The sequence below is a fragment of the Streptomyces corchorusii genome, assembly GCF_001514055.1.
Taxonomy (GTDB): domain Bacteria; phylum Actinomycetota; class Actinomycetes; order Streptomycetales; family Streptomycetaceae; genus Streptomyces; species Streptomyces olivaceoviridis.
Genome location: NZ_KQ948354.1, coordinates 555,287 through 567,374 on the forward strand (window position 1 = coordinate 555,287; position 12,088 = coordinate 567,374).

10 protein-coding genes and 1 riboswitch are annotated in these 12,088 nt (G+C 72.5%); of the genes, 4 read left to right on the forward strand and 6 right to left on the reverse strand.

The genetic code is table 11. The features are described 5' to 3' along the window. Window positions 1-211 precede the first annotated feature (211 nt). The gene (locus tag AQJ11_RS12525; protein WP_059263030.1) at window positions 212-814 is read left to right on the forward strand and encodes a flavodoxin family protein; all 603 of its coding nucleotides are present in this window, start codon (window positions 212-214) and stop codon (window positions 812-814) included. Between the two features lie 7 nt (window positions 815-821). Here AQJ11_RS12525 and AQJ11_RS12530 read toward each other — a convergent pair whose 3' ends face one another. The 4 genes from AQJ11_RS12530 to AQJ11_RS12545 form a co-directional block, all read right to left on the reverse strand. Further along, on the reverse strand, window positions 822-1,703 hold the full coding sequence (locus tag AQJ11_RS12530) for an ABC transporter permease (RefSeq protein WP_059263031.1): 882 nt from the start codon (window positions 1,701-1,703) through the stop codon (window positions 822-824). Then, window positions 1,690-2,664 (reverse strand): ABC transporter ATP-binding protein, encoded by a 975-nt coding sequence (locus AQJ11_RS12535; protein WP_107120811.1) that lies wholly within the window; start codon window positions 2,662-2,664, stop codon window positions 1,690-1,692. Before AQJ11_RS12535 ends, AQJ11_RS12530 begins: the two co-directional genes overlap by 14 nt. A 54-nt stretch (window positions 2,665-2,718) precedes the next feature. Then, window positions 2,719-3,930, reverse strand: a complete 1,212-nt coding sequence (locus AQJ11_RS12540; protein ID WP_059263033.1) for a LolA family protein — start codon at window positions 3,928-3,930, stop codon at window positions 2,719-2,721. Between the two features lie 276 nt (window positions 3,931-4,206). Then, window positions 4,207-5,217 (reverse strand): polyprenyl synthetase family protein, encoded by a 1,011-nt coding sequence (locus tag AQJ11_RS12545; protein WP_014674300.1) that lies wholly within the window; start codon window positions 5,215-5,217, stop codon window positions 4,207-4,209. A 543-nt stretch (window positions 5,218-5,760) separates the two neighbouring features. Beyond that, window positions 5,761-5,942: riboswitch (cyclic di-AMP (ydaO/yuaA leader) on the forward strand. A 5-nt stretch (window positions 5,943-5,947) separates the two neighbouring features. On the opposite strand from AQJ11_RS12545, the gene AQJ11_RS12550 reads away from it, so the two are divergent. Beyond that, complete coding sequence (locus tag AQJ11_RS12550) at window positions 5,948-6,439, forward strand: transglycosylase SLT domain-containing protein (protein ID WP_058081517.1); 492 nt, start codon at window positions 5,948-5,950, stop codon at window positions 6,437-6,439. Window positions 6,440-6,479: 40 nt separating this feature from the next. Here the strand turns inward: AQJ11_RS12550 and AQJ11_RS12555 are convergent, their stop codons facing one another. Continuing rightward, the gene (locus AQJ11_RS12555) at window positions 6,480-7,292 is read right to left on the reverse strand and encodes a Cof-type HAD-IIB family hydrolase (protein ID WP_014674298.1); all 813 of its coding nucleotides are present in this window, start codon (window positions 7,290-7,292) and stop codon (window positions 6,480-6,482) included. A gap of 231 nt (window positions 7,293-7,523) precedes the next feature. Here AQJ11_RS12555 and fahA point away from each other — a divergent pair, with 231 nt between their 5' ends. Next, a complete protein-coding gene (fahA, locus tag AQJ11_RS12560; RefSeq protein ID WP_059263034.1) occupies window positions 7,524-8,741 on the forward strand; it encodes a fumarylacetoacetase in 1,218 nt (405 codons plus the stop codon). Between the two features lie 297 nt (window positions 8,742-9,038). After that, on the forward strand, window positions 9,039-9,986 hold the full coding sequence (locus AQJ11_RS12565) for a M56 family metallopeptidase (RefSeq protein WP_014674296.1): 948 nt from the start codon (window positions 9,039-9,041) through the stop codon (window positions 9,984-9,986). 77 nt (window positions 9,987-10,063) lie between these two features. On the opposite strand, the gene recQ is transcribed toward AQJ11_RS12565, so the two are convergent. After that, on the reverse strand, window positions 10,064-12,082 hold the full coding sequence (recQ, locus tag AQJ11_RS12570; RefSeq protein WP_107120812.1) for a DNA helicase RecQ: 2,019 nt from the start codon (window positions 12,080-12,082) through the stop codon (window positions 10,064-10,066). Window positions 12,083-12,088: the final 6 nt, after the last annotated feature.

Below are 12,088 nucleotides of genomic sequence, written 5' to 3' on the forward strand. Positions count from 1 at the left end.
CTGACTCCAGCCATCGGTGCCCCTCACTCCCCCGGCGTCGCGATCCGGTCGTACGCGTCCTGCCCACCAGTGTGTCCGCTCCCCGCGGTTTTCCACGTCACCGCGACGTCACAGCCTCGCACCAGCCGCACCCTGGCGAAGACTGCTTGCGTGTACATAGAATGCACGCGCATTCAACTGGGGGTACGACATGAACACGTCCGGGGGACCCATGAGCCGCCGTTTCCTCTTCGTCCTGGGCAGCGCCCGCGAGGCGGGCAACACCGAACTGCTGGCCCGCGAGGCCGCCGCGCACCTGCCCGGCGACACCGAACAGCACTGGATCCGCCTCGCCGACCACGCCCTGCCCGACTTCGTGGACCTGCGGCACGACAGCGACCACGTCCGGCCGTCCCCGGACACCCCGGCCGGCCTGCTGCTGGACGCCACGCTGGCGGCGACGGACATCGTGATCGCCTCGCCGCTGTACTGGTACTCGGTGTCCAGCCTCACCAAGCGCTACCTGGACTACTGGGCGGCCTGGCTGCGCACCCCGGGCGTCGACTTCAAGGCGACGATGGCCGGCCGCACCCTCTGGGGCATCGCCGCGCTGGCGGACGACGAGCCGTCGGTCGCCGACCCGTACGCCGGCACGCTCAACAACTCGGCCGCCTACCTGCGGATGCGCTTCGGCGGCGTCCTGCTCGGCAACGGCAGCGCGCCCGGCGACGTCCGCAAGGACGCCGACGCGCTGGCGCGCGCGAAGACGTTCTTCGCGCAGGACGCGCCCCTCGCGCGCTTCCCGTACGAGGCCGTCGGCGCCGCACCCCGGTGAGCCGGCGCTAGGCGTTGATGTCCTTCGCCGTGAACCGCGCCCAGGCCGCCGCGCCGAACACAGCCGCGTACAGCGCCTGGAGACCGAGGTTCTTCACCAGGTCGTCCCAGTAGACGGGGTCGCGCATCAGGTCGGCGAAGGACAGCCAGTAGTGCGGGAACAGGTACGGCTGGAGGGCGTGCAGTTGGGGTATCTGGTCGACGATCTGCACGGTGATGAGCAGGCCGACCGTCGTGGCCATCGCCGCGATGCCGCTGTTGGTGAGCGTCGACACGAACAGGCCGAGGGCCGCCACACCGACCAGTGACGCGGCGACGACCAGGGCGATGAGCAGGGCGCGGCCCAGCCCCTCGGCGAAGCTGATCCGGGTGCCGGAGATCGTCGTCAGCTCGCCGAGCGGGAAGAGCAACGCGCCGACGAGCAGTGCCGAGACGGCGACGACCAGTGTGGCCAGCAGGCAGAAGGCCAGCACCGTCGCGTACTTGGTGAACAGCAGCCGGGTACGGCCGGCCGGCGCGACCAGCAGATAGCGCAGGGTGCCCGCGCCGGCCTCCCCGGCGATCGCGTCGCCCGCGACGACGCCGACCGCCATCGGCAGGAAGAACGGCAGGGTCGCGGCCAGCGCGGTGAAGACCAGGAACAGGCCGTTGTTGGTGATCTGCGAGATGAACGCCGGGCCCTCGCCGCCGCCGCCCGCCGGCCCGCCGCCCCGCGTCTCGATCTTCACGGCGATCCCGACCAGCACCGGCACCGCGGCCAGCACCCCGAGCAGGGCCAGCGTGCGCCAGCGGCGGACGGTGGTGACCAGCTCGCTGCGCAACAGCCCGAGGGTCCACAGGGGGTTCGGCCGGCGCCCGGCGCCCGCCTGGAGCACATCAGCCCGCGACATCGAAGCCCTCCCCCGTCAGCGCCACGAACGCGTCCTCCAGCGAGGCCCGTTCGACGGTGAGGCCCCGGACCCGGACGCCCGCCGTGACCAGGGCCGCGGTCACGTCGGCCAGATCCCGCGCGGGCGGCTCACCGGTGACCCGCTCCCCGTCGGCCGTCGCGTCCCCGACGCCCAGTTCCTTCAGCACGCGTGCCGCATCGGCCGGGTCCGGGGTGGTCACCACCAGCCGGTCGCGCGCCCCGGCGGCCAGGTCGGCCACCGCGCCCTGGGTGACGAGCCGGCCCTGCGCCATCACCGCCGCATGGGTGCACACCTGCTCGATCTCGTCGAGGAGGTGGGAGGAGAGGAAGACGGTCGTGCCGTCGGCGGCCAACTCCCTGACGAGGGTGCGGATCTCGCGCATGCCCTGCGGGTCGAGGCCGTTGGTGGGCTCGTCCAGGACGAGCAGTCTGCGCGGCTGGAGCAGCGCGGCGGCCAGTCCCAGACGCTGCTTCATGCCGAGCGAGTACGCCTTCGCCTTCTTGCCGGCGGCGGCTGCGAGGCCGACCCGGTCCAGCGCCGCGGCGGCACGGGCGCGCCGGGTGCGCGGGTCGGCGGTCGGGTCCGCGGCGTCGTAGCGCAGCAGGTTGTCCCGGCCGGAGAGGAAGCCGTACAGAGCGGGGCCCTCGATGAGGGCGCCGACCTGCGGAAGGACCGTACGGGCCGCCCGCGGCATGGGCCGGCCGAGCACCCGGGCGGTGCCCGCGGTCGGCTCGATCAGGCCCATCAGCATGCGGATCGTGGTGGTCTTGCCGGAGCCGTTCGGGCCGAGGAAGCCGAAGACGCTGCCCGCCGGGACGGTCAGGTCCAGACCGTCCACGGCGAGCTGTCCGCCGCGGTAGCGCTTGGTGAGGCCGTGCGTGGCGATCACACTCGCCGTCGTGTCGCCCGGCTCCGGCTGCGTGGCGGACGGCTCGTCCATCGGCTCCCCTCGGTTCATCCGGTTCGTCTCATCCGGTGCGGTGCGCCCGGGGGGTCACTTCCCCGCGTCGGCCGCCTTCACCAGCGCCTCCTTGGTCACCGTGCCCGCGTACACCTTGCCGTCGTCGGTGATCAGGGCGTTGACCAGGCGGGTGGAGAAGACCGTGCCCTTGCCGAACTTCCCGGAGACCGGGTCGCCCAGCGAACCGAGGAAGCCGCCGAGGTCACCGCCCTGGGAGCCGGTCGGCAGGCCGCCCTTGGCGCCGGTGTCGAAGGTGGCGACGGAGGTCCAGCCCTTGCCCAGCACCTTCAGCCCGTCCTTGCCCGCCAGGCCCCCGGCGAAGTCCTCGCCGTGCTTCGGGGTGTGCTCCCGGGCCCCGGGGGCGTCCTTCTCCTCGGTGACCTTCGCGCCCTTGGGCGGCGTGAAGTCGAACGTGGAGGCGGCCGGCCGGGCGAAGGAGACCTGGGTGAAGCCCGCGTCGAGGACGGCGGCGCCGCCGCTGCTCGGGGTCAGCGTGAACTTCAGCGGCATGCCGGTCTTCGCGTCCACGGCGATGCTGATGGCGCCGACCGTGGTGCCGGACTGCTTGGGCCGGATCAGCAGCTTGTAGGCGTCGCGCCCGGCGACCTGCGCGGTGCCGTCGACGGTGACGGACGTGGTGTCGTCCACCGACTTCAGGGCCTGGTCGGCGAAGTCCTTGGGGGTGGCCGGCGGCTCGCCCTCGCGGTCCTTGCCGGAGCCGGCCCCGGTGGAGTGGTAGACCTCGTTGCTCTTGCTGTCGTAGCCCCAGACGTCCTTGCCGTTGTGGATGAGGCTGTACTCGGCGCCGCTCTCCAGCAGCGACAGTTTCTGCCGGTCCGGGCCGTCGGCGGCGACGCGCAGGGTGTGCGTGCCGGAGACCAGCTCGGTGAGCTTGGCCTGCGGGTCGGCGGAGGAGCCGTCGCCCGAGCCGCCGCGGCCCGAGCCGGACATCAGGCCGTCCTCCAGGCCGCCGAGGTCGGGCAGGCCGAGATCGGTGCTGATCTTCACCGTGCCGGACAGCCGCTGCACGTCCGACGCGGCGATCTTCTCGATGAGCTGCTGCGCGCTGATCTTCGGCAGGTCGGGGTCACCGGAGTCGGCGAGCGCCGGGACCAGCCCGATCGTGGCCGCCGCCACCCCCACCACCGCGACCGGCACGGCGTACCGGGCGGCCTTGCGCCGGCCGGTACGCGGGTGCTCGTCGTGCGCGGCGCCCACTGCGTCGTCGGATTCGTACGGTGCCATGTGTGCCTTACCTCCGTCGTCGGCGGCGGCTGTCCTCACGCTGGTCCGCTGCTCCGCTGGTCCACCCTGAGCCGCCATTCTCACCCGAAACGGTGAGGAGTGGTGATTTCCGTGGTGTCCATCTGACCAAATCGGCTGTGCACAAGCGTCAGACCTCGGAGCCAACTCCGTCTACACCTGCGGTATGACACCCGGCGGTGGTTCCTCCACCCGACCCGTAGGGGTCGTGCCGGATGCCGGGGCCCGTACGGGTGACCGGCCGGGTGACCGGCCAGGTCAGCCGGCGCGGTGCACGACCGCGTCGCACAGCTCGATCAGCGCCGCCTTGGCATCGCACTCGCGCAGCGGGGCGAGCGCGGCCCGCGCCTCCTCCGCGTACCGCACGGTGTCCCGGCGGGCCTGCTCCAGCGCGGGGTGCGCGCGCAGCGCGGCCAGCGCCTGGGCGTGCCGGGCGTCGTCGCTGAGGTCGGAGTCCAGCAGCTCGCACAGCGCGACGTCCTCGGGCAGGCCCAGCCGGGCGGCCCGCTCGCGCAGCCGGAGCACCGGCAGGGTCGGGATACCCTCACGCAGGTCGGTGCCCGGGGTCTTGCCGGACTCGTGGGAGTCGGAGGCGATGTCCAGGACGTCGTCCGCGAGCTGGAAGGCGACGCCGAGCCGTTCGCCGTACTGGGTGAGGACGTCGACGACCGTCTCGTCCGCGCCGGACATCATCGCGCCGAACCGGCACGACACCGCCACCAGGGAGCCCGTCTTGCCGGCGAGCACGTCCAGATAGTGCTCGACCGGGTCTCGGCCGTCCGAGGGACCCGCGGTCTCCAGGATCTGGCCGGTGACGAGCCGTTCGAACGCGAGTGCCTGCACCCGGACCGCCTCGGGGCCGAGGTCGGCGAGGATCTGGGAGGCGCGGGCGAAGAGGAAGTCGCCGGTGAGGACCGCGACGGAGTTGCCCCAGCGCGTGTTGGCGCTGTCCACGCCACGCCGTACGGCCGCCTCGTCCATGACGTCGTCGTGGTAGAGCGTGGCCAGATGGGTCAGCTCCACGACGACGGCCGAGGGCACCACGCCCGGCGCGTAGGGGTCGCCGAACTGGGCGGCGAGCATCACGAGGAGTGGCCGGAACCGCTTCCCGCCCGCCCGCACGAGGTGCTGCGCGGCCCCCGTGATGAACGGGACCTCGCTCTTGGTGGCTTCGAGCAAGCCTTCCTCGACAGCCGCCAATCCGGCCTGGACATCGGCTTCCAGAGCCTGGTCCCGCACGCTCAGCCCGAACGGCCCGACGACGGTCACGAGGGGTCTCCTGTCTGCTGGTGTCTGCTGGCGATTACGCGGTTTGTCGATAGGTCGCTGCCCTCACTCAAGTCAGCGTATCCGGTCCTCTTTCGATCACCGATAGCGCCCACCGGTCCAGCCCGGGCGATACCGGATCATGACCGGCATGGTTTTGATCACACAGTGTGAGCGGATTTTTATCCATATAGGAGTAATCCGGACACCGCGCCCGCACCTCCGCAACGACGCCCCTCATATGCCGGGTTCCACCATCTCCCCGACTTCAGGCGCGAATCCCCCTAATCCCCCATGTCCGAATTGAAACTGTTTGCTATTTCGTGAGTTGGGTCACGCGCCCGGCCGGCCCGCCCCCTCGGCCCGGCCGCCGTGACTCCTTGCCCTGTCGGCGAGTTGAGGATTGGCAACCGCAAAGGATCAAGCACCCCATACGCTGTCGATCAAGGTCAAATCGCACGTTGTATGAATCCGGCCCTTGTTCCCGACATGTGCTCTCGCATACGTTCCGGGCCGTCGGGCGGACGCCGAATCCTGCCGCCGCCCGCATACCCATCGACGAACTCATTCGTACGGCAGGAGCGGGGGACCCAGGTAAGCCGCCGGTCCGGAACGGCACACGCCGCGCCGGGACGGCTAGGGGTGAAGCCATGCCTCCGTCAGGAGCACGGCCGGGCACCTCCCCGCCCGAACCCGACAGCTCACCTCGCAGGCGCCGGAGAGGAACGCCCCCATGTCTGCTGTCGCCCAGCCCCGCCGTACCCGGAACAACCGCCTCGTCCGCGCGCTCACCGCCGCCGGCACCGGTGCCGCCGTCCTCGCCCTGCCGCTCATCGGCGCGGCCGACGCCTCCGCGGCCCCCAGCACCGCCACCACCACGGCGGCCACCACCCCCGCCGGCTACCCGGACAACCTCGACGGCTGGATCCGCGAGTCGCTGGCGATCATGGCCGAGAAGCACATCCCGGGTACCTACAACGGCATCTACCGCAACATCATCCGCGAGTCCTCGGGCAACCCGAAGGCCATCAACCTCTGGGACTCCAACGCCGCCAAGGGCATCCCCTCCAAGGGCCTGCTCCAGGTCATCGACCCGACGTTCAAGGCGTACCACGTGGCCGGCACGTCCTTCGACATCTACGACCCGGTCGCCAACATCACCGCCGCCTGCAACTACGCGGCCGCGCGGTACGGGTCCATCGACAACGTGTTCGGCGCGTACTGACCGGCACCGGCGGCCGGGCCGGGCGCTCCTGACATCCCGGTCAGCCGGCCGGGAAGAGTCCTTCGAGGACGACGGCGATGCCGTCGTCCTCGTTCGACAAGGTGACCTCGTCGGCCACCGCCTTGAGTTCCGGATGGGCGTTGGCCATGGCCACACCGCGCCCGGCCCATTCGAACATCGGGATGTCGTTGGGCATGTCGCCGAAGGCGAGGGCCCGTTCGGCGGCGATCCCGAGCCGTTCGGCGGCCAGCGCCAGCCCGGTCGCCTTCGTCACCCCGCACGGCTGGAGCTCCACCGTGCCCGGCCCCGACATGGTGACCGTCGCGAGCGAGCCCACCGCCGCACGGGCCACGGCCGCCAACTCGTCGTCGGACAGGGTGGCGTGCCGCAGCAGCACCTTGCTGATGGGCGCGCACCACAGGTCGTCCCGCCGGCCGACCCGCACCGCGGGCAGCGTCGGGTGGGGCATCCGGTAGCCGGGCTCGATGAGCGTGAGCCCGTCCACGCCGTCCTGGTCGACCGCCGCGTAGACCTGCCCCACCTCCGCCTCGATCTTGCCGAGCGCCGTCTCGGCCAGTTCCCGGTCCAGCCGGACCGACCACAGCAGACGGTCGGTCGCCGCGTCGTAGACCTGGGCCCCCTGCCCGCACACCGCGAGCCCGGCGCGGCCGAGGTCCGCGAGCAGCGGTCGCACCCGCGGGGCCGGGCGGCCCGTCACCACCAGGTGCCGGGCGCCGGCCCGTGCCACCCGCGCGAGCGCGGCGAGGGACCGGTCCGAGACGGTGTCGTCGCCGCGCAGCAGCGTCCCGTCCAGGTCAGTGGCGATCAGTGCATATGCCGGGGTGGGTGCCATGATCAGAGAATACGGACAGCACGCTCCGCCGACTCACCTCTCATTCCCCGCACTTACGTACCGCCCGCGCCCAACCGCTCGCCGTGGACGGCTCGGTGGGCGATGCGCAGCCGTGGGCCGCGGCCAGCCGGTGAGGCACTGCCCAAGAAACGCGGCTCGGCCGTAACGTGTGGCCCGACCACATGGAACGCAGTGCCATGCGTGGCCCGGATGAGAGTGAGGCAGCACCCCATGCCCCCCTTCGACGTCCCCGAGGGCGACCCCTTCGGTCCGCACAACCTCCCCTACGGCGTGTTCTCGCCCTCCGGCAGCACGGAGCGGAGGATCGGCGTCCGGCTCGGGAACCACGTCCTCGACGCGGGCGCCGCAGCCGCCGCGCTCGGCTCGCCCCACCAGCCGCTGCTCGCCCGGACCACCCTCAACCCGCTGCTGGCCGCCGGCCGCGCCACCTGGTCGGACGTACGGCGCGCCCTTACGTCCTGGGTCACGGACCCGGCCCACCGCGCGGTCGTCGAGCCGCTGTTCCACCCTCTGTCCGAGGTGACCCTGCACCTTCCCTTCGAGGTCGCGGACTACGTCGACTTCTACGCCTCGGAGAACCACGCCCGGAACGTCGGCCGGATCTTCCGCCCCGACGCCGAGGACTCCCTCACCCCCAACTGGAAGCACCTGCCGATCGGTTACCACGGCCGCTCCGGCACCGTGGTCGTCTCCGGCACGGACGTCGTACGGCCCTCCGGGCAGCGCAAGGGCCCGGCCGACCCCGCGCCCGTCTTCGGCCCCTCGATCAGGCTGGACATCGAGGCCGAGGTCGGCTTCGTCGTGGGCGTGCCGTCGCGGCTCGGCACCCCCGTCGCCCTCGGCGACTTCCGGGAGCACGTCTTCGGGCTCTGCCTGCTGAACGACTGGTCCGCGCGGGACATCCAGGCCTGGGAGTACGTCCCTCTCGGCCCGTTCCTCGGCAAGTCCTTCGCCACCTCGGTGTCGGCGTGGATCACCCCGCTGGAGGCGCTGGAGCACGCGCGCGTGGCGCCTCCGGAGCGCACGCATCCGCTGCTGCCCTACCTGGACGACTCGGCGCCCGGCACCGAGCCCGGCGGTTACGACCTCCGCATCTCGGTCGCGGTCAACGGCCATGTGGTCTCCGAACCGCCCTTCTCCACCATGTATTGGACCGCCGCCCAGCAGCTCGCCCACCTGACCGTGAACGGCGCCTCGCTGCGCACGGGCGACCTGTACGGCTCCGGCACGGTGAGCGGCCCCACCGAACGCCAGCGCGGCTCCCTGCTGGAACTGACCTGGAACGGCCGCGACCCCCTCGAACTCCCCGACGGCAAGCGGACCTTCCTGGAGGACGGCGACGTGGTCACCCTGTCGGCATGGGCCCCGGGCGCGGACGGCAGCCGGGTGGGACTGGGCGAGGTCAGCGGGCGGGTGGTGTCGGGCTGACGCCGCGGAGGGTTACGGGGCGGGGGTTGCCGGGCGGGGAGCGCCGGACGGGCGCGCCGGGCGGGCCGGGTGGCTTGCGTAGCGGGCGGGCCGGGCGGCTTGTGTGGCGGGCCGGTCGGGCGCGGCGGGGGTCGCGGACCCGGCCGGTCCCGGCCGATCGGTGTCGACACCTGACTCCGGCCGCCCGTCTTCGTCATACTGACGGGGCACGCACCACACGCGAGCCGCTGTCGCGTGACGCGTGCCCGGCACCACCGTCACCCGCACACCTCTCCGACCAGGAACCGGAGCCCCGGCATGACTGTCTGCCTGCTCCTGCTGAGCGTCGTCGCCCTGACGGCCGCCGTACCGGCGCCGCGCGCGCTGACCCGTGCCGCTTGGCCCGAGCGGGAACCCGTGGTCGCGCTGTGGGTGTGGCAGTGTCTCGTCGCCACCGTCCTGCTGTGCTGCCTGACCGCGCTGGTCCTGGGCGCGGCGGCCGTCTTCCACACCGTCCGCGACCACGTGTTCGCGCCCGCGCCGCCCGCCGTCACCGCCGCCTACGACCTGTCCACCGCGCCGGGGTGGGCCGCCGCGCTCACCGTGCTGCTGGCCTGCGGGGCCGCCTGGACGACGGCGATGCTGGCCCGCGAACTCGTCGAGGCCCGCCGCAGCCGCGACCAGGCCCGGGCGCACCTGCGCGAGCGCGCCCCCGAGCTGCCGGCCGGACTGCCGGCGGCGCGCGGGCCGATGCTGGTGCTGGAGGACGAGTACCCGGACGCCTGGTGGATGCCGGGGCACCCACCGCAACTGGTCGTCACCACAGGGGCGTTGCACCGCCTCACCGACCTTCAGCTGGACGCCGTCCTCACCCACGAGCGCGGGCACGCCCGCGCCCACCACGACTGGCTGCTGCACCTGTCCACCGCCCTCGCCACGGGCTTCCCGCGCGTGCCGCTCTTCGCCCACTTCTGCGACCAGACGCACCGCCTGGTCGAGCTGGCCGCCGACGACACGGCCTCCCGGCGCTGCGGGCACCTCACCACGGCCCTCGCCCTGATCGAGCTGAACCAGCACCGGGGTGTCCTGTCCTGCGACTCCAGCCGCCGCCTCCTCGGCGAGCGCGTCGACCGCCTGCTGGAGCCGCCGCCCCGGCTGCTGCGCCGGCACCGGGCGCTGACGACGACGGTGGCCGCGCTGGTGCCGCTGCTCCCGCTGCTGATCACCTTCGCACCGGGCCTGACGGCACTGTCCTTGCGGGCCTGACGGCACCGCAGAGGCCCCGCCCCGGGCGTCCCGGGCTGTCCCGGGGGTCCGGGTGTTCCGGTGTCCGGGTGTCCCGGTTATATCCAGTCGTCCGGTTCCGGCTCGTCCGTCGGCTCGGGCCAGTCGGCGTCCTGGCTGTCGGCGGTGGCCGGGGTGGCAGCGGCGGCCTGGGTGTCGGCGGCCACCGGGGCGGCCCCGTCCAGGGAAGCCAGCACCTGGATGACCCCTTCGCCGTACGTCGCCAGCTTCTTCTCGCCGACGCCGTTCACCGTGCCCAGCTCCCTCACCGAACCGGGCCACCGGGTCACGATCTCGCGCAGGGTGGCGTCGTGGAAGATGACGTACGCCGGGACGCCCTGCTCCCGGGCCTGTTCGGCGCGCCAGGCCCGCAGCGCCTCGAAGGCGGGGAGCAGCGCCTCGGGCAGCTCGACCGCGACGGCCTTGGCCTTGCGGTCGCCCCCGGAGGAGCCGGCGGAGCGCGACCGGGAGGCGGTCGGCTTCTTCGGCTCCTTGCGCAGCGGCACCTCGCGCTCCCGCCGCAGCACCGAGCCGCTCGCCTCGGTGAGCACCAGCGTGCCGTACTCCCCCTCGACCGCGAGGAGCCCCTGGGCCAGCAGTTGCCGGACGACCCCGCGCCACTCGCCCTCGGAGAGGTCCTGGCCGATGCCGAAGACGGACAGCTGGTCGTGGTCGAACTGGATCACCTTGCCGGTGCGCTTGCCGAGCAGGATGTCGACGATCTGCATCGCGCCGAACTTCTGCCCGCGCTCCCGCTGCAACCGCACCACCGTGGACAGCACCTTCTGCGCGGCGATCGTGCCGTCCCAGGTCTCGGGCGGGGTGAGGCAGGTGTCGCAGTTGCCGCAGGCCGCGGCCTCGGGGTCCTGGCCGAAGTAGGCGAGCAGCTGGCCACGGCGGCACTGGGCGGTCTCGCACAGCGCGAGCATGGCGTCGAGGTGGGCGGCGGCCCGGCGGCGGAACGCCTCGTCGCCCTCGCCGGACTGGATCAGCTTGCGCTGCTGTATGACGTCGTTCAGGCCGTACGCCATCCAGGCCGTCGACGGCAGACCGTCACGGCCCGCCCGGCCGGTCTCCTGGTAGTACCCCTCGATCGACTTGGGCAGGTCCAGGTGGGCGACGAAGCGTACGTCCGGCTTGTCGATGCCCATGCCGAAGGCGATCGTCGCGACCACGACCAGGCCGTCCTCGCGCAGGAACCGGGCCTGGTGCGCCGCGCGCGTGGCCGCCTCCAGGCCCGCGTGGTACGGCACCGCCTGGACGCCGTTGGCGGTCAGGAACTCCGCCGTGCGCTCCACCGAGTTGCGCGAGAGGCAGTACACGATGCCGGCGTCGCCCGGGTGCTCCTCGCGGAGGAAGGCGAGCAGCTGCTTCCTCGGGTCGGCCTTGGGCACGATCCGGTACTGGATGTTGGGCCGGTCGAAGCTGGCGACGAAGTGCCGGGCCGCCGGCAGGTTCAGCCGCTGGGTGATCTCCTGGTGGGTGGCGCGGGTGGCCGTGGCGGTGAGGGCGATCCGCGGGACGTCCGGCCAGCGCTCGCCGAGCAGGGACAGGGCGAGATAGTCCGGGCGGAAGTCGTGGCCCCACTGGGACACGCAGTGGGCCTCGTCGATCGCGAAGACGGAGATCTTGCCGCGGGAGAGCAGCTCCAGCGTGGCGTCCACGCGCAGCCGCTCCGGGGCCAGGTACAGCAGGTCCAGCTCGCCGGCCAGGAACTCGGCCTCGACCATGCGCCGCTCGTCGAAGTCCTGGGTGGAGTTGATGAAACCGGCGCGGACACCGAGGGCGCGCAGGGCGTCCACCTGGTCCTGCATGAGGGCGATCAGCGGCGAGACGACCACGCCCGTGCCGGGCCGGACCAGGGCCGGGATCTGGTAGCACAGCGATTTGCCGCCGCCGGTCGGCATGAGGACGACGGCGTCGCCGCCCGCCACCACATGCTCGATGATCGCCTGCTGCTCGCCCCGGAAGGCGTCGTATCCGAAGACCCGGTGCAGCGTGGCCAGCGCCTCGCTGTCGGCCGCGCCCGGCCCCTCGGTCACCTGTGCCATCTCGCTGATCCCGCCCGTCACGCCCATCGTCCT